Genomic DNA, 19,647 nt, shown 5'->3' with positions numbered 1-19,647 from the left:
ACGACGTGCTGGAGCTGCTCGCCACCAACATCGGCCACATGTACGGCGACCAGGCCGGCCTGCCCGTGCACGGCGACGGCCCGGTGGTGGCCGCCCTCTCCGACGGGCTGACCATCATCGACCGCGACGGCATCGTGCAGCTCTGGAACCCGGCCGCCGAGCAGCTCACCGGCCGTACCGTCGGCGAGATGCTGGGCCGCCCGCTGCAGTTCCCGGTCCCGCCACCCGGCCAGGTGCTGGTCCACCGGCTGCCGTCCGGCCGGCTGCTCAAGGTCACCGCCGGGGATCTGCCCAACACGGCCGCGATGCGGGTCGTCACGTTCCGGGACTCCACCGACCAGGACCGCCGGCACGAGGACCGCGACCTGTTCGTCGCCGTCACCAGCCACGAGCTGCGCACCCCGGTCACCGTGATCAAGGGGTACGCGGACACGCTCACCAACCACTGGGAGACCCTGGGCGAGGACGGGCGCCAGGAAGCCGTCCGGGTGATCGGCGCCCGCGCCGGTGAGCTCGCCCGCCTCGTCGACCGGCTGCTCTCGGCCACCAGCGACGACGGTGAGGTCGGCGTCCACCCGCCCGGCCCGTTCGATCTCGTCGACGGCCTGCGGCACGCGGCCGGACAGCTGCCCGAGGATCTGCGCCGCCGGCTGGTGCTCGACCGGCTGCCGGGCGAGCTGCCGAAGGCGTTCGGCGACCGCGACTCGCTCGCCACGATCCTCACCGAGCTCGCCACCAACGCGGACAAGTATTCGGCCCGCGACACCGAGGTCGAGGTGAGTGCCGACGCCGACGAGACGACGGTGACGTTCCGGGTCGCCGACCGTGGCATCGGTGTCAAACCCGAGCACGTCGAACGCGCCTTCGAACGCTACTGGCAGGGCGAGTCCCACGACCGCGGCCGCAACCCGGGCGCCGGACTGGGCCTGTACCTGGTCCGCCGCATCGTGGAACGCCAGCACGGCTGGGTCTCGCTGCGCCCCCGCGACGGCGGCGGCACGGTGGCGGAGGTCCGGCTCCCGCGGGCCTGACCCGATGATCCTTTTCGCCGCGGACGGCCCGGAGTGCCTGGATCCCGCGGCCACCGCCTAGGCTGGTTCGCCGTGAGCAAGCGTCGAAACCCCCGCGCCGCGGCCAACGCGGCCCCCAAGCGCCAGAAGGTGCGTGACATCTTCGTCGCCCGGCCGTTCGAAGGCCTGGCCGACGAGCCGGAGTGGATCGCGCTGCGCGAGCTGGTTCCGGCCGCTTCCGCGCCGCTGACCCTCAAACCCGAGATCATCGAGGAGTACGGGGACCGCCCCGTCACGCTCTCGACGGTGCTCCCGATGGCCTGGCCGGCGATGACCCGCCAGGACGGCCGGGTCTTCGTCGGGTTGCAGCGGCACGTGCAGTCCGGGGACGTGTCCCGGGACATCGCCGTGGCCATCCTGTGTGCCCTGCAGACCGAGCCGGGTGACACCGTGGCCGTGCCGGCGCTGCCGGGTGAGGGCCCGCGGCTGCAGGACATCCTCGTGGACGGCCCGCTGGACATCACGATGCACGACGGCTTCGAGTACTGGCTCGACGCCGAGCAGGCCGAGGACGCGAACGTGAAGGCGTCGCTGGAGCGGGCCAACGCCTCGATCTACCCGACCGTACGGCTGGGGGTGCCGGCCGCGTACTGGTGCCGGGTGCAGCCGGACAAGTCGCACGTGCGCTGGGTGCTGCCGCAGGAGGAGGACCCGGCGCTGGACGCGCTGGCCCGCCTCTCCGCGAGCGGCGACCTGCTGCTCGGCGAGAACACGAAGTTCGCCGGCATGTTCCGCGCGCACGGCCTGCTGGTCCCGGTCTGGGACGTCCCGGGTGAGCCCGAGGCCGGCGACTGGGAGGCCCCGCTGGCCGACTTCGCGAAGCGCTACACCGACATCCTGGCCGAGACCGGCCCGCTGGACGCCGCGGCCCGCCGCGCCAAGCAGGGCCTCGTGAGCCGGCAGCTGACGCTGCGCTGACCGCACCGACCCGTTCGGCGGGGGCCGTGTGCCCTCGCTGAACGGGTCGGACAGGCTGGCTCTGATTCCGTACAGTGCGGCCATGCGCACGTCTCTCGCCGTTTCGATGGCAGCGGCAGTTCTGTCATCCCTGCTTCCGGCCGCGCCGGCCCTCGCCGCGCCGGCGGCGGACACCGCGCCGCCCGAGGTCCACTCCATCACCTTCGCCGAGTCCGCCGTGACGGTCTCCGGCCTCGAGACCCACTTCGTCCAGGTACGGGTCCGGCTCACCGACGAAACCGGTGTCCAGCAAGAGGATTACGTGCCCAGCGACCAGGCCGCCGGTCCCTCCGTGCAGGTCAACGGCGGACCGAACAGCTACGTCGTGCTGCGCCGCACCGAAGGCACCGACCAGGACGGGATCTGGACCGGCTCGCTGCCGGTCACGTCGGTCTGGAGCGGGAAGATCGAACCGACCCGGGTCTACGCGCTCGACAAGACCTTCCAGAACCGGCTGGACGTCGATCCCCGCACGATCATCGAGACGCCCAGCCTCGAGGTGCAGAGCTCGCACCGGCCGATGATCGAGATGACCTTCAGCCCGGAGCCGGCCACCAAGGGCCAGCCGGTGACCCAGCGCATCCGGGCCTGGGACGCCACCACCAACGCACCGTGGCCCAACCTGCCCCTGACGATCTCCTCGGACAACGGCTGCGTCGAGCCGGCCGGCTCGCTGTCCCGCCGCACCGGGGCTGACGGCACGTTCCAGCGCACGCTCAGCGGCGACGAGGCCCAGTGGCTGCAGTGCGCCTGGGTGGCCGGCGAGGCCCAGCCCGGCCAGCCGTGGCCGCCGACCTACCTCGCGGTCACCAGCGCCCACGTCCGGTACAGCCGCTATGTGGTGACCGCGACGCCCGCCGCCACCTCGGTGCCGGCCGGCACGAACGTGAACGTCGACGGCAATGTCACGCCGCTCGCGGTGGGCAAGACCGTGCAGTTGCAGCGCCGCTACCCGGACAACACCTGGCGCAAGGTCGGCACCGCCCTGATCCGCGCCAGCGGCCGCTACACCCTCGTGGCGACCCCGGCCGGCCAGGCCACGTACTCGTACCGCGTCTACGCGCCCGGTGACTACCGCGCGGTCGGCGGCACCTCCAAGGTGTTCACGATCCGGGGCACCTGACCGGGCAGCACTTGGATACATTGCGTCGATGGAGGACCGCTTCGCCGGCGACGCGCTCGATCTCTCGGTGTGGTTGCCGCACTATCTGCCGCACTGGAGCTCGCGCGCGTCGTCCGCGGCGACGTACGCGGTGGCCGACGGCGAGCTGCGGCTGAGCATCCCGCCCGAGCAGGGCCTGTGGTGCGAGGGCGTGCACGACGGCCCGCTGCGCGTCTCCGGCATCCAGAGTGCGAGCTTCTCCGGCCCGGTGGGCAGCCCGGTCGGCGGCCAGCCGTTCCGCGACGGCCTGCTGGTGGCCAGCGAGGAGCCGGAGTTCTGGGGCTACACCCCGCTCTACGGCCACATCGAGGTGCGCGCCCGCGGAGTGCTGTCGCCACGGTCCATGATGGCCTTCTGGCTCTCCGGCATCGAGGACAAGCCGCAGCACTCCGGCGAGATCTGCGTGATGGAGATCTTCGGTGACGCGGTCCGGCCGGGCTCCGCCGACGTCGGCATCGGCCTGCACAAGTTCCGTGACCCCGGCCTGACCGAGCAGTGGTCCACAGTGCCGCTGGCCATCGACGTCTCGGAGTTCCACACGTACGCGGTCGACTGGCAGCCGGGATCGCTGGTGTTCAGTGTGGACGGCACGGCGGTGCGCACGATCGGGCAGTCCCCGAACTACCCGGTCCAGCTCATGCTGGCCGTCTTCGACTTCCCGGACAAGGCGACCGGCGACGACGACGGGCCGGTGCCCGAGATGATCGTCTCGCACGTGTTGGGCAGCTGACCGGCCTCAGCCCGGGGCGCGCTCGATCGGGCAGCTCATGCAGCGCGGACCACCCCGGCCGGAACCGAGCTCCGAGCCGCTGATCGCGATCACCTCGATGCCGGCCCGTTCCAGCTGGGCGTTGGTCTCGACGTTGCGCTCGTAGGAGACGCAGAGCCGGGGCGCGATGGCCAGCGTGTTGTTGCCGTCGTCCCACTGCTCGCGTTCGGCGGTGACCGGATCCAGCCCGGTGTCGATGATCCGCAGCCGGTCGATGCCCATCGCCTCCGCGGCCGCGTCCAGGAACGGCCGGGACGGGCCGACCACCGGCTCACCGTCGAAGCCCGCCGTCACCGGGTAAGCCCGCAGCGTGTCGGCGATGTTGGGATACATCACCACCGCGTCGACGTCGACCATCGTGCAGACCGTGTCGAGGTGCATGGTCGCGCGTTCCTGGGCGATCGGCACCGCCAGGATCGTGTGGGCCAGCCCGGCGGCGAAGACGCGGCGGGCGAGGCGCTCGGCCCCGGCCGGGGTAGTGCGCTCGCCGACCCCGATGGCCAGCACGTTCGGCGCGAGCAGCAGCACGTCGCCGCCCTCCACGTGCTCCAGGCCCGGCTGGTAGAGCAGCTCGGTGCCCGCGAACCGCGGGTGGTGGGTGTAGATGGCCCGGGTCAGGGTGGTCTCGCGGTTGCGGGCCGGCATGGCCAGGCTGGTCACCGCGACCTGGTCGCGCACCCAGACCGAGGAGTCGCGGGTGAACAGCAGGTTGGGCAGCGGGTCGATGACGAAGTCGAGGCGGTTCATGAGCTGGTAGACCAGCCCGCCTGACCGCCCCGGGCCCGGCTTGACCTCCTCGTGCGCCAGGCCGGCCATGAGCACCTGGGCCAGTTCGCGGGGCGCCAGGTCGGCCAGGTGGGCCGCCACCCGCTCGCGCAGGGTGTCGCCGAGACGTGGGGTGTTGAGCACGCTCTCGGTCAGCGCCTCCCGCGCCGCGTCCACGGCGAGCGTCTCCTCGAGGAGTTCGCCCAGGTAGAGGACCTCGACGCCGCGGTCGCGCAGGGCGGCCGCGAACGCGTCGTGCTCCTCCTGGGCCCGGCCCACCCACGGGATGCCGTCGAACAGCAGGGAGTCGTTGTTGCGCGGGGTCAGTCTCGCGAGCTCGGCGCCCGGCCGGTGCAGCATGACCGTGGCTAGCCGGCTCACTTCGCTGTCGACGTAGTGGGCCACGGGTCGAGCCTAGGGGCTGACGGGCCTCGGGGCGCGCCCACCGGCGAGGGTGATCACTGGCGAGCCGTACGGGCCGGAGCCATGCTGTGACTTAGCGCGCAGAAATCTGGGACAACGCTGCGCGATCAAGGTAGGTAAGGCTAACTTGTCGGGGACGTTTCGGATTCTCGGGGAGCCCTAGGTCGTGTGATGCACCATACGGAAAAAGTACTTGTGCGTGAATGCGGCATTCATCCCCACTCATTCCGCTTTCTTTCCGGTCCGATGACTTGCTTGAGTACCGGGTCCAACACGTACCGTAGTGGAAAGAGAGCCCGATGGACCTTTTGCCGGAGGTCGCAGTGACTGTCTTCCCCGCACGTCCCGCCCTGCCCGTGCCGTCTCGCAACTACCCACCCGCCATCGATCCTCGACGCACCGCACCGCCCGCGGCGCTCGAGCCCCGCCAGAGCCCCGTCGAGTGGGCCCGCCGTCGCCGCGCCGAACGCGAAGCCCGCCGCCTCGAGGCAGCCGGTGCCCGCGCACTGACGCGCCTCGACCGGCTCGGACCCGCCTGGCACATCGTCGACTGGCCCCGCACCGACTCGCTGGGCTATGAGAGCGACCCCACCGACGACCGCGCCGGATTCCTCGCGATCGGCCCGGGCGGCGTCTACGCCGTCACCGTCGCCGACCACGGCCGCGCCCGGGTGCTGATCGCCGGGGACGTCGTCCAGATCAACGGCAAGCGCCCGGCGTACGTGGCCGAGGCTCGCCGTGACGCCAAGCGGGCCGGCCGGGCCATGAGCTCCGCCGTGGGGCTGAGCGTGCCCGTCACCCCCGTGCTGGCGTTCGTCGGCTCCGGGGTGATCAGCGTGCACGGTCTGCCCAAGGACTGTCTCGTGGCCACCCACAAGGAGCTCGACCGGTTGCTGATCGCCGGTGGTGCGCGGATCTCACCCGCCACCGCCAGCAAACTCTCAGCGGTGGCACAACACCCGGCCACCTGGGCAAACGCGCCTTATCGGCCGAACGGAGACTACCGGTGGCTGCCAAGCGGCCAAACGGCCGCTGACAAGCGGGCGACCCGCCGGTAACGTTCCCTGCAGAGCACCGCTTGCCGTCGAAGGTTGACGTGAGCGACGCCGGCCGGACACTCGAGGAGCCGAGGCTAAGCTTCGGACCCGGGCAGTCCGGCCGGAGTCAGGTCACGCAGGCCGGGCCACACAGCCGGGCCACACCGGGCCGGGACGGCACGGATGAAGAGGGAGGTGCGGGTGGCGCACGTCGAGCTCTCACTCTCGGGAGCGTTTGTGCCGCAGGCGCGTACGCCGGCCGAGTCCGAGTTCGTCTCTAGCGTCGACCGCTGGGCGGCGACGGTCTGGCAGGCTGTCGAGCCCTGTCTGGTCATCGACACGGCCTTCAGGATCGTGGCCGTGTCGCCGTCGGCGAGCGAGCTCCTCGGACTGGGCAAGGGCCTGGACGCGGTCGGGCAGCCACTGCTCGGCGGCGACGGCTCCCTGCGCCTGATCGACTTCACGGCCGGCGGGGGCGACCTCACCGAGCAGGAGATCGAGAAGATCCCGCCGCTGCTCGCCCTCACCAGCGAACGCCTGGCCCGCGGCCTCATGCGCGTCCAGCCCAACGGCGAGGACAGCCCTCTCACGGTCGACGCGATCGCGAGCCCGCTGTCCGAGGGCGGCCGGGTGGCCGCATCCCTGACCTTCTTCTCGGCGATCCGGTACTAGTAACCCGTTCGTGTGGCGATCAACGCACCGGCTACCCATTGGGATCGTGGGGGTCCGGACCGTAGTGTTCCCCTCATGCTCGATCTAGATCTGCTACCAGCGGAGTACGCGGTGTGCCGGCTGCCGGCCGGTTCAGCCCTGCCGGCCTCCCTGAGCAGCGGTCCGGACGACAAAAGCGTCATCTCGGTGACCTGGGCCCCCGACGAACTCTCGGTGATCTGCCCGGCCGACCGGGTGCCGGAGGGCGCCGTCGTCGAGGCCGCCTGGCGCTGCCTGCGCGTCGTCGGCCCGCTGGACCTCGCGCTCACCGGAGTGCTGGCGTCGCTGATCAGTCCGCTGGCCGCCGCCCGGGTCAACATCGTCGCCTTCTCGACGTACGACACGGACTATCTGCTGATCCCCCAGGTGCGGCTCACCGAGGCGGTCGACACGCTGACCGCCGCCGGTCACCGGCTCGCCTCCGCCTGAGGTTCGCGTCCGCCCGGTCTCGCGTCCCCCCGGTCTCGCGTCCGCCGGTCTCGCGGCTGCCTGGTCTCGCGCGGCTGCCTGGTCTCGCGCGGCTGCCTGGTCTCGCGGTCGCCCGGTTTCCTGTCTCCTGAGGGCGCGTTCCGCGGCCGGAGCACCTACCATGGGCCCGTGCTGCGCATCGTCTGCTGCCGATTCCTGGCACTCGCCGGGCTGGTGACGCTGCTCGCCGCGTGCGGGGAGCCACCGGCCCCACCGCTCGCCGCGCCGCCGGACGCCCCGGGCGGTGCCAGTGCCTCCTCAGGTGCGGCGTATCCGCTGCCCAGCGGCATCACAGTGCCCGTACCGGTACCCACCGGCGGGTTCCCACCGGCCACCGTGCCGACGCTGCCGTACGTACCGCCCGCGACGCTGCCGCCAGTCGCCACGACGCCGCCGCGGACCACCACGCCGACCACCGCCGCGCCCACCCCGACGACGCCGCCGGCGCCGAAGTGCCGCAGCGGGCCGACCGCGGCGCAGGTGGTCGCGGTCCTGAAGGGCCTGCCCGGAATCCCGGACCGCCAGCTGGCCGTGTCCGACGGGCCGTTCTGCGCAGGTTCGTGGCAGTTCGCCCAGGTGCAGATCGCCGGCGAGGACCCCAAGAAGGCCGAGCAGCTCTTCGTCGTCACGACCGGCACCCCGACGGCCCTCAAGGTGATCGAGGCGGGCACGGACGTCTGCAGCGTCGAGGTCCAGACCAAAGCCCCGGCGGGCATCCGGGTCCGGGCCTGCGGCGCCTGACCGGTACGGGGTGAGCGGCGCCCATTGCCGCTAGGCTCGCTGACATGCCGGGAAACCCGCCCACCCGCTTCGTCTACCTCGGTCCCGAAGGCACCTTCACCGAGCAGGCGCTGCGCACCATCCCCGCCGCCGAGCACGGCATCCGGACGCCCGCCCGCAGCGTCCCCGAGGCGCTCGAAGCGGTCCGTGCCGGTGAAGCGGACGCCGCCCTCGTGCCACTGGAAAACTCGGTCGGCGGCGCGGTGCCGGTCACCCTGGACGAGCTCGGCACCGGAGCACCCCTGGTCATCACCCGCGAAGTGGTGCTGCCGGTGGAATTCGTGCTGGCCGCCCGCCAGCTCATCGGCCTGCACCGGATCCGGTCGGTGGCGGCCCACCCCCAGGCCTCCGCCCAATGCCGCAACTGGCTGAGCACCCACCTGCCCGACGCGGTGGTGGTCGACGTCCTGTCGAACGCGGCCGCGGCGATCAGCGCGGCCACCGGCGAACACGACGCGGCGATCTGCGCCCCGATCGGCGTACCCCGCAACAACCTGACGGTCCTCGCCGAGAAGATCTCGGACCACGCGGACGCGGTGACCCGCTTCGCCCTGCTGACCCGCCCGGGCCGCCCCGCACCCCCCACCGGCGACGACGTGACATCGCTGGCCGTGATGATCGACCACGACCGCGTCGGAGCGCTGCTGTCGGTGCTGACCGAACTGGCGGTCCGCGGCATCAACCTGTCCCGCATCGAATCCCGCCCGACCGGCGAACAACTCGGCGTGTACGTGTTCTTCCTGGACTGCACCGGCCACGTGGCGGAGCCCCGGCTGGGTGAGGCACTGCAGGGGCTGCGGCGGATCTGCGCGGAGGTGCGCTTCCTGGGGTCGTACCCCCGGCATCGCTGGTCCAAGGCGGCAGCCGAAGAGCCGGCGCCGTCCCAGCCGGGCCTGACCAACGCGGACTTCGCCGACAGCGCGGCCTGGCTGTCCCGTCTCCGCTCCGGCGAACCCAGCTGACCGCCCCGCTGTGCCGCCCGGCCCTGACGGGCCGGGCGACCGCCTGATCTTGATCCTGAGAAGCTAGTTCCCCAGCAGGTTGCCGAGGATGCCCACCTGCTGCTGCTGGCCCTGGGCGGCGCCGGCGAGGCCGCCCGGCGGCTCCTCGGACGGCTGCACGACCACGAAGCCCTGGCCGGCGAAGCTCATCGTGAAGCGCTCGCCCGTGCTGCGGCCCAGCAGGGTGCCCAGGCCCATCTGCTCGGCGCGGTGGTAGCCGGTCTGCAGGTTGGCCGACCAGCAGATCGCCGCCTGCGGGTCCACATAGGTCGGCTGGTCGACGCTCAGCACGACCGGGGTGCCCTTGGTCGTGACCGCGATCCGGCCGTAGCCGGAGAAGACGCAGTTGAACAGGCCCGCGTTGGACATCATGCCGACGCCCTGGACCATTTTGATGTCGTAGTTGAGGGTCGCGTCGAAGGCGAGCACGTTGGCGCCGTTGATGGAGAGGGCGTCGCCCGGCTCGATGTCGATGATGTGGATGTCGGCGGCGTTCTCGGCCAGGAACACGTCGCCGCGGCCGCTCACCTTCATCAGCGGTACGCCTTCGCCGGTGAGCTTCTGCTTGAGGAACTTGCCGATGCCGCCCGAGCCGAGGGCTTCGAACTGCACCTGGCCCTGGTACGCGACCATCGTCCCGACCCGGGCCATGAACTCGCCGTTCAGCTCGGCTTTGAGAAGTTTCGAGTTCTGCAGTCGCAGTCCCGGCTGGTTCGATTCCTTCTCGAGGTTGTCGGCCGAGAACAGTTCGCTGCGCATTGGGTCCTCCTGTTGGCGTGGAGTACCAGGGTAGGCGCACTCAGCAACGGCCGGGTCCGCCTTTCAGCCCCATCCCAGCTCGTGCAACCGCTGGTCGTCGATCCCGAAGTGGTGGGCGATCTCGTGGACGACGGTGATCGCCACCTCGTCGATGACGTCCGTCTCCGTGTCGCAGACCTGCAGCGTGGGCAGCCGGTAGATGGTGATCCGGTCGGGCAGCACGCCGGCGTAGTCCCAGCCGCGGTCGGTCAGCGCGGTGCCCTCGTAGAGGCCGAGCAGGCCCATGCTGCCGTCGGGCGGCAGGTCCTCCACCAGGATGACCACGTTGCTCATCACTTTGAGCAGTTCGGGCGGTACTTCGTCCAGGGCCTCGCCGACCAGGTCCTCGAAGCGTTCACGGCTCATCTCGACCGGCACGCCGCCCATTGTGCTCCACCCGCGAGCATGCGCGGGTGGAGCACGGGCCGGGCGTCAGGCGAGCTTGGCGCTCAGGGTGATCTCGGCGCCGGGCGACAGCAGCCGGGAGATCGGGCAGTTCTCCTTGGCGCCTTCGGCGATCTTGGCGAAGGTGCCCTCGTCGATGCCGGGGACGTCGCCCACGGTCTCGAGGTCGATGCGGGTGACGCCGAAGCCGGCGTCGCCCTTGTCGAGGTGGACCTTGGCGGTGGTCTCCACGGAGGTCGGCGTGAAGCCGGCGTCCGCGAGGCCCTTGGAGAACGCCATCGAGAAGCAGCCGGCGTGCGCGGCGCCGATGAGCTCCTCGGGGTTCGTTCCCTCGCCCTCCTCGAAGCGGGACTTGAAGGAGTAGTTCCCTTCGTACCCGCCCTTACCGGTCTTGATGGTGCCGGAGCCCTCGGTGAGATTGCCCGACCAGCGGGCGGAAGCAGTGCGAATAGGCATACGCCTGACGCTAGTCCATGTCCGTGAGCACTGGTCGGTGGACGGGGTACGGGCAATGATGGATCTCATGCCGGAGACCGGAGAGGGCGTCGTCGAGTTCGGCCCGGACGACGACGCGGAACGCCCGCCGCGACGCCGTGCGGCCATGGGCGATTTCCTGACCGGGCTCGCCGGTGACCGCCGGGTCGTGCCGCTCGCCGCGGCCCTGGGCGGGGTGGCCCTGTTCGGCTCGCTGGTCTCCGAGTGGCAGGTCACCGAGATCGACGCCACCTTCTGGGGCGACGGCGAGGTGGGCACCCGGTCGGCGCAGACCATGCTGGCCGACCTGGACGGCTGGAGCGGCGGCTATCTGACCGGCTTGTTCCTGCTGATCGCCGCGGCGGTGCTGACGCTGTTCGGTCCGCCCGCCGGCCGCCGGACCGCCCGGCTGGCCGCGCTCAGCGTCGGCGGGACCCTGCTGGCGATGGTGCTGGCCATCGGGTCGTATCTGGGCGACATCAGCGGCGCCGTCGGCCAGCTCACTCTGACCAACCTCGAGGAGGACCAGGTCACCGTCTCGAACGGGCGGGGCCTCTGGTGCGCGGGTGTGGGCGTGGCGCTGGTCCTGCTGGCGATGGTGCTGGCCGGGCGGCACCAGGCGACGGTGCCGGTGCCGGTCGACGCCCCGGAGCAGGAGGGCCCGGCGGTCGAGGTCGTGGCTCCGGTCTGGTCGTGGCGGCGCCCGCCCACCGGCGACGAGGACCAGCCGCCCGACGCGCCGTTCGACCTCACCGTGACCGCCGCGAAGCCGTTCACCACCTCCCAGGACAACACCGACAAGCCCAGCTGAGGCATATCGGGGTGAAAGCGGGACATCGTCGCCGGTAGGCTCGTCGTCGTGATTGACCTGCGTCTCCTCCGTGAGGATCCCGACCTGTTCCGCGCCAGCCAGCGTCTGCGCGGCGAGTCCCCGTCGAAGGTCGACGACCTGCTGCGCGCCGACGAGGAGCGCCGGGCCGCGACCCAGAGGTTCGAGGCTGTCCGGGCGGAGCAGAAGTCCCTCGGTGGTGAGGTGTCGCGGGCCAAGGGCGACGAGCGGGCCGCCCTGCTGGCGCGCACCAAGGAGCTCAGCGCCACGGTCAAGGAGCTGCAGGCGGCGACCGTCCGGGCCGACCAGGCCCTGCGCGAGGCGCACCTGGCGGTGCCCAACCTGGTGCAGGACGGCGTTCCGCCGGGCGGCGAGGACGACTTCGTCGTGCTGCGCGAGGTGGGTGACCTCCCGCAGATCGAGAACCCGAAGGACCACCTGGAGATCGGCGAGGCGCTGCGGGCGATCGACACCGAGCGCGGCGCCAAGGTGTCGGGCTCGCGGTTCTACTTCCTCACCGGGGTGGGCGCCCTGCTCCAGCTGGGCATGCTCCAGCTGGCCATCGCCCAGGCCGTCGAGCACGGCTTCATCCCGTCGATCACCCCGGCGCTGGTCAAGCCCGAGGCGATGGAGGGCACCGGGTTCCTGGGCGCGCACGCGAGCGAGATCTACCGGCTCGAGGCCGACGACCTCTACCTGGTCGGCACGTCGGAGGTGGCGCTGGCGGCGTACCACTCCAACGAGATCCTCGACCTGGAGAACGGTCCCGAGCGGTTCGCCGGCTGGTCGTCGTGCTTCCGCCGGGAGGCCGGCTCGCACGGCCGGGACGTCCGGGGCATCCTGCGCGTGCACCAGTTCGACAAGGTGGAGATGTTCTCCTTCTGCAAGCCGGAGGAAGCCGCCGACGAGCACCTGCGGCTGCTCGCCATGGAGGAGGAGATGCTGGCCAAGGTCGAGATCCCGTACCGGGTGATCGACGTGGCGGCCGGTGACCTCGGCTCCAGCGCGACCCGCAAGTTCGACTGCGAGGCCTGGGTGCCGTCGCAGGGCCGCTACCGCGAGGTCACCTCTACATCCAATTGCACAACGTTCCAGGCGCGCCGGCTCAACATCCGCTACCGCGACGAGGACGGCAAGCCGCAGACGGCCGCGACGCTGAACGGCACGCTGGCCACGACCCGCTGGCTCATCCCGATCCTGGAGAACCACCAGCAGCCCGACGGCTCGGTGCGCGTCCCGAAGGCCCTCCAGCCGTACCTGGGCGGCCGGGACGTGCTCGAGCCCGCGCGTTGACCAACTGGTAACCGGCCCGCTACCTCGAGGCATAGCCGCTGGTAGCCGGGCCGGTGTAACGTTTTCCTTCCGCCCTCCGCGGGGGTTGTCACACCCTCGGAGGAACACATGGCCAAGCCTGGACTCCCCAAGCTGATCGCCACGGACCTTGACGGCACGCTCGTGCGCAGTGACGACACCGTGTCCGCGTACACCCATGAGGTCCTGCAGCGGGTCCGGTCCGCCGGCATCCGCATCGTCGGCGCCACCGGCCGTGGCCCCCGCCTGACCAGCCTGGTCCGCAGCGACATCCGCGACGCCGACTTCCTCGTGCTGGCCCAGGGCGGTTGGGTGATCGACCAGCAGGAGGGCCAGATCCTGCGCAGCGAGCGGCTCCCGGGCCGGGACCTGGCCGGCGTCCTGGCCGATCTGGAGGCCGAGGTCGGACCGCTGTCGGTGATGGTCGAGGCGCTGGAGCACGACGACTCGCCGCTCTGGGGCGACTACGACCCCACCTGGCGCTACCCGGTCGTGGTCGAGCGCCGCTCCCGCGCGGAGTGCCTGACCGGCGACGTGATTAAGGCATTCGCGCGGTCGTTCGACCACCACGTCGACGACCTGCTCGCCGTGGCCCAGCGGATCGTGCCACCGGACGTGGCTTCGGTCACTCAGGCCGGCCTGAACTACATCGAGATCTGCCCGCCGGACGTCGACAAGGGCACCGGCCTGGCGGTGGTCGCGCAGGCCGTCGGCGTCGACCCGGCCGACGTACTGGTGTTCGGCGACATGCCCAACGACCTGCCGATGTTCGCCTGGGCCGGGTGGAGCCGGGTGGCGGTGGGCAACGCCCACCCGACGCTGCTGGCGGTCGCCGACGAGGTCACCCTGACCAACGACGAGGACGGCGTGGCGGTCTATCTCGACCGGCTACTGTCGAGGTGATGCCACCCTTTCGCCTTGTCGCCTCCGACATCGACGGCACCCTGATCCGGACCGGCGGCACGCTCAGCCCCCGCACCATCGGGGTCCTCGACCAGCTGTACACCCGCGGCGTCCCGACGGTCCTGGTGACCGGCCGGCCGGTGCGCTGGCTGCGCCAGCTCTACGACCAGATGGCCGAGCCGCTGCCGGCCGTCTGCGCCAACGGCGCCGTGGTCTACGACCCCGACACCGACCAGATCCTGCGGGCCGCGCCGCTCTCGGTCGAGCTGCTCCTGGACGTGACCCGGCAGCTGCGCGAGGCGGTGCCGGACGTCGCGCTGGCCGTCGAGGTCGAGGACGGGCGGAGCTTCTGGTACGAGGAGAAGTGGCCCCTGCACTGGGACGGCGAGCACAAGCAGGTCCGCGTGCTCGCCTCGCCCGAGGAGCTCACGTCCGTGCCCGCGGTCAAGCTGCTCGCCCGCTCGGCCAGTTACGGCCCGGACGACTTCGCCGAGCTGGTCAGCCGCACGCTGGGCGGGATCGCCGAGGCCACCCACTCGTCGTCCTCGGCGCTGGTGGAGATCTCCGCCGCCGGGGTGACCAAGGCGGCCGGGCTGGCCTGGCTCTGCGAGCGGGAGGGCTTCACCGCCGAGGACGTCGTGGCCTTCGGGGACATGCCGAACGACCTGCCCCTGCTGGCGTGGGCCGGCCGTTCCGTGGCGATGGGCAACGCCCATCCCGCCGTCCGTGAGGTCGCCGACGAGGTGACGCTCACGAACGACGAGGACGGCGTGGCCGTCTATCTCGAGAAGCTCTTCGACCTCTAGAGGTATTGGCCGGTGCGGCCGCTGCCGTCGCCGGCACCCTGGCTCGGCATGCCGGGGATGACGCCGTTGGGGCCCATCGGCAGGGCCGGGCGGCCGGCGCCACCGCCGCGCATCTGCTCGAGCTGGAGCCGGGCCGCCATCTGCTGCGCGACCAGGGCCGCCTGGATGCCGTGGAACAGGCCTTCCAGCCAGCCCACGAGCTGGGCCTGGGCGATGCGCAGCTCCGGCTCGCTGGGCGGCGTGTCACCCTCGAACGGCAGCGACAGCCGTTCCAGCTCCTCCTGCAGCTCGGGCGCGAGGCCGTCCTCGAGCTCCTTGATCGAACGCTGGTGGATCTCGCGCAGCCGGCCCCGGCTGGCCTCGTCCAGCGGCGCCGCCCGGACCTCCTCGAGCAGCTGCTTGATCATGCTGCCGATCCGCATGACCTTGGCGGGCTGCTCGATCAGATTGCCGGGCTCCTCGGGCTTGAGGTTGCCGTCGGTCCCCACCGTGCCCAGGGGGCGGCCGTCGGGGCCCACCACGATGACGGAGTCGTCTTCCTGCTGGTCTGTGGTGCGGGTGTCGTCGGTCATACGATCCATCTTGCCGCAGCCGGCCCAGTGCCCGGTCAGGGGCGTAGCTCCGCGACGGCGCACTTGACCGATCCGCCACCCCGCTTGAGCTCGGTGAGCTCCACCAGCACGGGGGTGTAGCCGTGCGCCCGCACCTTGTCGGCCATCGCGGTCGCCTCGGTGTTGAGAATCACGTGATGACCGTCACTGACCAGGTTGAGGCCGAAGGCCTCGGCGTCGGCCCGGTCGGCGATGACCGCGTCCGGGAAGAGCTGGCGCAGCACGCGCTGCGAGGCCGCGGAGAACGCGTCCGGGTAGTACGTGATGTGCCGGTCGTCGAGCGCGGCCAGCGCGGTGTCCAGGTGGTAGAACGCCGGGTCGACCAGCCTGAGCGAGATCACCGGCCGGCCCAGGACCTCCTGGGCCTCGGCGTGCGCGGCCGGGTCGGTGCGGAAGCCGTGACCGGCCAGGATCAGACCGCCGTACGCGCCGGGCAGGTACGCGAAGTCGCCCTCACCCTCGTTGACGTGCTCAGGGTCGGCGAAAGTCCACGGGCCACCGGCGTAGAACAGCTGATGGGCGGCAGCCTCGGCGGCTCGCTGGGGAAACTTGAACCGCGCGCCGTAGACCCGGCCGTCGACGGAGAAGGCGCCGTTGGCCGCGTAGACCATGTCCGGCAGGCCGGGCCGGGCGTCCAGGACGTGCACGGCATGCCCCAGGTCACTGAGCGTGTCGCGGAGCAGGTGCCACTGCTTGAGCGCGAGGGCCGGGTCGACCGGGACGGTGGTGTCCATCCAGGGGTTGATCGTGTACTCGACCGTGAAGTGCTCGGGCGGACACATGAGATATGTCCTGTTTCGCGGCAAGCGCTCCGTGTGGCTCATGAGGTAAAGGCTAGGTACGCTGGCACGGCGGAAAACAGCCCTAACTCTTGCTCGTCGGAGGCGAATCGTTGCAGATGGACGCCGTTGACCAGCGAATCATTGCGTTGCTTGTGGCGGACGCGCGCGCCTCGTACGCGGAGATCGGCGCCAAGGTCTCGCTGAGCGCGCCCGCGGTGAAGCGACGCGTCGACCGGCTGCGCGCCACCGGGGTCATCAAGGGATTCACGACCGTCATCGAGCCGGCCGCCGTGGGGTGGACCACCGAGGCGTTCGTCGAGCTGTTCTGCACCGGGCGGACCACTCCGGCCCAGATCACCGTGGCCACCCGGCGGCATCCCGAGGTCGTGGGGGCGTACACGGTCTCCGGTCAGGCCGACGCGCTCGTGCACCTGCGGGCCGCCGACATCGGGCATCTGGAGCAGGCCCTGGAACGGCTGCGGGCCGAGCCGTTCGTGACCTCCACCCGCAGCATGGTGGTGCTGTCCCGGCTGGTCGAGATCCCCACCCCGGTGCCCGCGCCGAATTAGCCGGAACCCGGGACAGTCACGCAGCGTCCCACCCCCATGTCGCGCCGTCTGCTCTTCTGCGCCGTCCTGGCACTCACCGTCCCGCTCGCCGGCTGCACCGCTGATGCCCCGGCACCCCCTCCTCCGCTGCCCACCTCCTCCGGCGGCGGCGCGATGCGGCTGGTCGCGTTCGACTCCTGCCGGCAGCTCGGCGACGATCTGCGTCGGGCGGCCAAGGCCAGCGTCGGGCCGTACGGTCTGCCCGGCAGCGAGCTCGTCTATCCGGAAGTCCTCCGCGACGGCGCCCGGACCATGGCCGATGCGGCCGGCGCGGCGCCCGCGGCCGCGGCGCCGGACTTCTCCGGCACCAACGTGCACGAGCAGGGCGCCGACGAGCCCGACCTGATCAAGACGGACGGGCGGCGGATCGTCACCGTTCGCGACGGCACCCTGCGGGTCATCGACGTCGCCACCCGCAAGGAGACCGGCAAGGTAGCCCTCGAGGCCGGCATCCCGGGAGGCGCGCTCCAACTGCTGCTCGCCGGCGATTCGGCCCTGGTGCTCGTGCCGACGTCCGGCTACCGGACCTACATCTCCGATCGCCCGGACCCGGGCGAGCAACGGGCGCAGGTGCTGCTGGTCGACCTGAGTGGCACCCCCACCGTGGTCAGCCGCTACCGCGGGGACGGCAATCTGGTCGACGCCCGGATGACCGGCAGCACCGCCCGCGTCGTCCTGCGCAGCGCGCCGCGGATCACCTTCCCGACCGGCATCGGCATCTCCGACGAGAAGAAGCAGCTCGCCGCGAACCGCGAGGCGATCGACGCCGCGCCGGTCGAGGCCTGGCTGCCCCGCTGGGAGGTCACCGACAACACCGGTACGACGAAGGGCCAGGCGGACTGCGGCCGGGTCAGCCGGCCCACCGACTACTCGGGTGCCGCCCTGGTCAGCGTCCTCACCTTCGACCTGACCAGACCGACCCTGGGCGGCGGGGACCCGGTCACGGTCGTCGCCGACGGGGACACCGTCTACGCCACGCCGGACAGCCTCTACCTCGCCAACGACGACCGCTGGCGCTTCGACCGGCTCCCCGGCCGCATCCCGGACCGGGAGCGGCAGCAGACCGAGTTCTTCAAGTTCGCCCTGACCGGCAACCAGCCGCCGGTCTACCGGGCGTCCGGCACCGTGCCGGGCTACCTGATCAACCAGTACGCGATGTCCGAATGGGACGGGCACCTGCGCGTCGCCACCACGGACGGCGCGACGGAGCGCTCAGCCGTACGGGTGCTGGCGGACCGCGACGGCCGGCTCGTGCAGACGGGCATCGTCGACGGGCTCGGCAAGGGTGAGCGGATCTACTCGGTGCGCTTCCTCGGCGCCCGCGGTTACGTGGTCACGTTCAAGCAGACCGACCCGCTCTACAGCCTCGACCTGCGCGACCCGGCGAAGCCCGCGGTCACCGGCGAACTGAAGATCACCGGCTACTCGGCGCACCTCCAGCCGGTCGGCGAGGACCGGCTCATCGGCATCGGCCAGGAGGCGGACGGCAACGGGCGCACCCAGGGCCTGCAGGTCTCCCTCTTCGACGTGGCCGACCCGGCGAACCCGAAGCGGCTCGCGCAGTACCACCTGCCGGGCGCCTACTCCAGCGCCGAGTACGACCCGCACGCCCTGCTCTGGTGGCCGGCGACCCGCACGCTGGTCGTGCCGGTGGAGGAACGCGGCGTGCTGGCCCTGCGGGTGACCGACGACGTCACCCTCACCGGCGAGGTCAGCCAGACCAGGCTGCTGCGGTCGCTGGCCATCGGGACCGAGCTGTGGACGCTGTCGGAGAACGGCCTGCGCGCCTCCGACCTGTCCACGCTGGACCAGCTGGCCTGGGTGCCGCTGGGAAACTAGAGGTACATCCCCGGGCGGTGGTCGTCGCCGTCCTTGGCGTCCTTCGGCGGGGCCGGCTTGTCACCCTCGCCGAAGAAGCGCTTGCCGCCGAACTCGCCGTGCAGCCGGTCGTCCAGCTCGTCGGCCAGGCCGGTCATCACCTGCACGGCCAGCATGAGGTGGGTGGCCTGGAAGTTGCGGCCGAAGACCGGGATCGACGCCCACACGGTGTCCTGGGCGCAGTAGAGCCGGCCGATCGGCATCCTGTTGGTCAGCTCGGAGAGCTTGACGTAGAGCTGCTCGGTCGGCTCCACCTCGGTGAGGATCGGCGAGAAGACGTCGACCAGCGGCGGGTTGTCCCGGCACCGGACGAAGACCATCGCCGAGCCGGCCCGGATGCCGATGTCCCCGTCGGTGTCGACCTGCAACTGGTCGACGGTGGTCTTGCTCATGGTGGCGACGACCGTGCGCACCCGCTCCTCGAGCGGGATGACCTCGTCGGCGGCGTTGGCCAGCGCCTCGGAGAGCACGCCGTCCTCGTCCAGGTCGTCGAGGCTGAGCTCCTCGTCGATGCTCGGCTCGTGCCGGGCGGTGCCGATCGGCGCGGTCTCGATCGGCTCGTCCTCGTCGTCGTGCACGAGGTAGACCAGGAACGCGGGGTGCGGGGCGCCGTACACGTCGCGCAGCGTGCGGGACACGACCGTGGCCAGCTGCTTGGCACCGTCGGTGGTGGTCCGCAGGCCGAACGAGTCCCGCGAGCCGGGCAGCACACCCGGCGGGGACCAGCCCAGCGCGACCAGGTCGGCGACCGACGCGCGGTTCATCCGGAAGCCCTCCGGCAGGCCGGCGTTGCCGACCGCGAGCGCCTCGATGACACCGTCCGGCAGCACCCGGATGCTCACCGAATAGACGGCGGTGCCGGTGCCCGAAGCGGTCGGGTCGAGCGTGATGTCGACGTGCGCGCCCTCGGCCAGGGTGGGCAGCAGCGTGGATAGCGCGCTCGCGAACTCCCGCCAGGCCTCGGTCACCTTCGCCCGCAGGTCGGCCGTGGTCGGCTCGTCCAGCAGCACGCCCTCAGGCTGGTCAGCAGTGTTCTCCGCCGTCATGATCGGTACCTCCGCCCGCCACCCTATCGAGCGCGCGGCGCGCTCACCGGCCG

The 19,647-nt window shown here is 71.4% G+C and carries 22 protein-coding genes; 15 read left to right on the top strand and 7 right to left on the bottom strand.

Features of this window, described 5'->3' with window-relative positions; all coding sequences use genetic code 11:
- Positions 1-5: 5 nt before the first annotated feature.
- The 4 genes from AB0C29_RS01715 to AB0C29_RS01700 all read left to right on the top strand — a co-directional run bounded on the left by AB0C29_RS01715 (position 6) and on the right by AB0C29_RS01700 (position 3,919).
- Positions 6-1,031, top strand: a complete 1,026-nt coding sequence (locus AB0C29_RS01715) for a PAS domain-containing sensor histidine kinase (RefSeq protein ID WP_360813938.1) — start codon at positions 6-8, stop codon at positions 1,029-1,031.
- A 72-nt stretch (positions 1,032-1,103) separates the two neighbouring features.
- Positions 1,104-1,988 (top strand): DUF5926 family protein, encoded by an 885-nt coding sequence (locus AB0C29_RS01710; RefSeq protein WP_360813928.1) that lies wholly within the window; start codon positions 1,104-1,106, stop codon positions 1,986-1,988.
- Between the two features lie 82 nt (positions 1,989-2,070).
- Positions 2,071-3,150: a hypothetical protein gene (locus AB0C29_RS01705; RefSeq protein ID WP_360813926.1), complete on the top strand. Its 1,080-nt coding sequence runs from the start codon at positions 2,071-2,073 to the stop codon at positions 3,148-3,150.
- A 28-nt stretch (positions 3,151-3,178) separates the two neighbouring features.
- Complete coding sequence (locus AB0C29_RS01700; protein ID WP_360813924.1) at positions 3,179-3,919, top strand: glycoside hydrolase family 16 protein; 741 nt, start codon at positions 3,179-3,181, stop codon at positions 3,917-3,919.
- A gap of 6 nt (positions 3,920-3,925) precedes the next feature.
- Here AB0C29_RS01700 and AB0C29_RS01695 read toward each other — a convergent pair whose 3' ends face one another.
- The gene (locus tag AB0C29_RS01695) at positions 3,926-5,128 is read right to left on the bottom strand and encodes an arginine deiminase (protein WP_360813922.1); all 1,203 of its coding nucleotides are present in this window, start codon (positions 5,126-5,128) and stop codon (positions 3,926-3,928) included.
- A 341-nt stretch (positions 5,129-5,469) separates the two neighbouring features.
- Between AB0C29_RS01695 and AB0C29_RS01690 the strand changes: the two genes are divergently transcribed.
- From AB0C29_RS01690 to pheA, 5 genes are all read left to right on the top strand, one after another.
- Complete coding sequence (locus AB0C29_RS01690; RefSeq protein WP_360547120.1) at positions 5,470-6,204, top strand: hypothetical protein; 735 nt, start codon at positions 5,470-5,472, stop codon at positions 6,202-6,204.
- Between the two features lie 180 nt (positions 6,205-6,384).
- Entirely contained in the window at positions 6,385-6,855 is a 471-nt protein-coding gene (locus AB0C29_RS01685) for a hypothetical protein (RefSeq protein ID WP_360813936.1), read from the top strand.
- Between the two features lie 75 nt (positions 6,856-6,930).
- Positions 6,931-7,323 (top strand): ACT domain-containing protein, encoded by a 393-nt coding sequence (locus AB0C29_RS01680; protein ID WP_212992339.1) that lies wholly within the window; start codon positions 6,931-6,933, stop codon positions 7,321-7,323.
- 168 nt (positions 7,324-7,491) lie between these two features.
- Positions 7,492-8,103, top strand: a complete 612-nt coding sequence (locus AB0C29_RS01675; RefSeq protein ID WP_360813920.1) for a hypothetical protein — start codon at positions 7,492-7,494, stop codon at positions 8,101-8,103.
- A 44-nt stretch (positions 8,104-8,147) separates the two neighbouring features.
- Positions 8,148-9,104: a prephenate dehydratase gene (gene pheA, locus AB0C29_RS01670; RefSeq protein ID WP_360813918.1), complete on the top strand. Its 957-nt coding sequence runs from the start codon at positions 8,148-8,150 to the stop codon at positions 9,102-9,104.
- 63 nt (positions 9,105-9,167) lie between these two features.
- Here pheA and AB0C29_RS01665 read toward each other — a convergent pair whose 3' ends face one another.
- From AB0C29_RS01665 to AB0C29_RS01655, 3 genes are all read right to left on the bottom strand, one after another.
- On the bottom strand, positions 9,168-9,902 hold the full coding sequence (locus AB0C29_RS01665; protein ID WP_360813916.1) for an AIM24 family protein: 735 nt from the start codon (positions 9,900-9,902) through the stop codon (positions 9,168-9,170).
- 63 nt (positions 9,903-9,965) lie between these two features.
- A complete protein-coding gene (locus tag AB0C29_RS01660) occupies positions 9,966-10,328 on the bottom strand; it encodes a metallopeptidase family protein (RefSeq protein WP_360546534.1) in 363 nt (120 codons plus the stop codon).
- A 45-nt stretch (positions 10,329-10,373) separates the two neighbouring features.
- Positions 10,374-10,802, bottom strand: a complete 429-nt coding sequence (locus AB0C29_RS01655) for an OsmC family protein (RefSeq protein ID WP_360546536.1) — start codon at positions 10,800-10,802, stop codon at positions 10,374-10,376.
- A 67-nt stretch (positions 10,803-10,869) separates the two neighbouring features.
- Here AB0C29_RS01655 and AB0C29_RS01650 point away from each other — a divergent pair, with 67 nt between their 5' ends.
- The 4 genes from AB0C29_RS01650 to AB0C29_RS01635 all read left to right on the top strand — a co-directional run bounded on the left by AB0C29_RS01650 (position 10,870) and on the right by AB0C29_RS01635 (position 14,669).
- Positions 10,870-11,631 carry a hypothetical protein gene (locus AB0C29_RS01650; protein WP_360813914.1) on the top strand — a complete coding sequence of 254 codons (762 nt, stop codon included), beginning with the start codon at positions 10,870-10,872 and terminating at the stop codon, positions 11,629-11,631.
- A gap of 48 nt (positions 11,632-11,679) precedes the next feature.
- Entirely contained in the window at positions 11,680-12,942 is a 1,263-nt protein-coding gene (gene serS / locus AB0C29_RS01645) for a serine--tRNA ligase (protein WP_360813912.1), read from the top strand.
- 108 nt (positions 12,943-13,050) lie between these two features.
- Entirely contained in the window at positions 13,051-13,863 is an 813-nt protein-coding gene (locus tag AB0C29_RS01640) for a Cof-type HAD-IIB family hydrolase (RefSeq protein WP_360813910.1), read from the top strand.
- The gene (locus AB0C29_RS01635; protein WP_360813908.1) at positions 13,863-14,669 is read left to right on the top strand and encodes an HAD family hydrolase; all 807 of its coding nucleotides are present in this window, start codon (positions 13,863-13,865) and stop codon (positions 14,667-14,669) included. The genes AB0C29_RS01640 and AB0C29_RS01635 overlap by 1 nt, the downstream gene beginning before the upstream one ends.
- On the opposite strand, the gene AB0C29_RS01630 is transcribed toward AB0C29_RS01635, so the two are convergent.
- Entirely contained in the window at positions 14,666-15,241 is a 576-nt protein-coding gene (locus AB0C29_RS01630; RefSeq protein WP_360546546.1) for a bacterial proteasome activator family protein, read from the bottom strand. The genes AB0C29_RS01635 and AB0C29_RS01630 overlap by 4 nt on opposite strands.
- Before the next feature lie 35 nt (positions 15,242-15,276).
- Entirely contained in the window at positions 15,277-16,104 is an 828-nt protein-coding gene (gene ddaH, locus AB0C29_RS01625; protein ID WP_360813906.1) for a dimethylargininase, read from the bottom strand.
- Positions 16,105-16,172: 68 nt separating this feature from the next.
- Between ddaH and AB0C29_RS01620 the strand changes: the two genes are divergently transcribed.
- Both AB0C29_RS01620 and AB0C29_RS01615 read left to right on the top strand, forming a co-directional pair.
- A complete protein-coding gene (locus AB0C29_RS01620) occupies positions 16,173-16,631 on the top strand; it encodes an Lrp/AsnC family transcriptional regulator (protein ID WP_360546550.1) in 459 nt (152 codons plus the stop codon).
- Between the two features lie 36 nt (positions 16,632-16,667).
- Positions 16,668-18,509, top strand: coding sequence for a beta-propeller domain-containing protein (locus AB0C29_RS01615; RefSeq protein ID WP_360813904.1), 1,842 nt, complete (start codon positions 16,668-16,670; stop codon positions 18,507-18,509).
- Here the strand turns inward: AB0C29_RS01615 and AB0C29_RS01610 are convergent.
- A complete protein-coding gene (locus AB0C29_RS01610; RefSeq protein ID WP_360813902.1) occupies positions 18,506-19,594 on the bottom strand; it encodes a T3SS (YopN, CesT) and YbjN peptide-binding chaperone 1 in 1,089 nt (362 codons plus the stop codon). The genes AB0C29_RS01615 and AB0C29_RS01610 overlap by 4 nt on opposite strands.
- Positions 19,595-19,647: the final 53 nt, after the last annotated feature.

The organism is Actinoplanes sp. NPDC048791 (assembly GCF_040650095.1).
Classification (GTDB): domain Bacteria; phylum Actinomycetota; class Actinomycetes; order Mycobacteriales; family Micromonosporaceae; genus Actinoplanes.
Note: the sequence above shows the minus strand (reverse complement) of the source record. Positions and strands in the feature narration are given on the sequence as shown.

Bases quoted from the DNA above. Each gene is read 5' to 3' on its own strand.
- AB0C29_RS01705 (WP_360813926.1), top strand. From the start codon at position 2,071: ATGCGCACGTCTCTCGCCGTTTCGATGGCAGCGGCAGTTCTGTCATCC.
- AB0C29_RS01700 (WP_360813924.1), top strand. From the start codon at position 3,179: ATGGAGGACCGCTTCGCCGGCGACGCGCTCGATCTCTCGGTGTGGTTG.
- AB0C29_RS01680 (WP_212992339.1), top strand. From the start codon at position 6,931: ATGCTCGATCTAGATCTGCTACCAGCGGAGTACGCGGTGTGCCGGCTG.
- pheA (WP_360813918.1), top strand. From the start codon at position 8,148: ATGCCGGGAAACCCGCCCACCCGCTTCGTCTACCTCGGTCCCGAAGGC.
- AB0C29_RS01665 (WP_360813916.1), bottom strand. From the start codon at position 9,902: ATGCGCAGCGAACTGTTCTCGGCCGACAACCTCGAGAAGGAATCGAAC.
- AB0C29_RS01660 (WP_360546534.1), bottom strand. From the start codon at position 10,328: ATGGGCGGCGTGCCGGTCGAGATGAGCCGTGAACGCTTCGAGGACCTG.
- AB0C29_RS01655 (WP_360546536.1), bottom strand. From the start codon at position 10,802: ATGCCTATTCGCACTGCTTCCGCCCGCTGGTCGGGCAATCTCACCGAG.
- AB0C29_RS01650 (WP_360813914.1), top strand. From the start codon at position 10,870: ATGCCGGAGACCGGAGAGGGCGTCGTCGAGTTCGGCCCGGACGACGAC.
- AB0C29_RS01640 (WP_360813910.1), top strand. From the start codon at position 13,051: ATGGCCAAGCCTGGACTCCCCAAGCTGATCGCCACGGACCTTGACGGC.
- AB0C29_RS01635 (WP_360813908.1), top strand. From the start codon at position 13,863: ATGCCACCCTTTCGCCTTGTCGCCTCCGACATCGACGGCACCCTGATC.
- AB0C29_RS01630 (WP_360546546.1), bottom strand. From the start codon at position 15,241: ATGACCGACGACACCCGCACCACAGACCAGCAGGAAGACGACTCCGTC.
- ddaH (WP_360813906.1), bottom strand. From the start codon at position 16,104: ATGAGCCACACGGAGCGCTTGCCGCGAAACAGGACATATCTCATGTGT.
- AB0C29_RS01615 (WP_360813904.1), top strand. From the start codon at position 16,668: ATGTCGCGCCGTCTGCTCTTCTGCGCCGTCCTGGCACTCACCGTCCCG.
- AB0C29_RS01610 (WP_360813902.1), bottom strand. From the start codon at position 19,594: ATGACGGCGGAGAACACTGCTGACCAGCCTGAGGGCGTGCTGCTGGAC.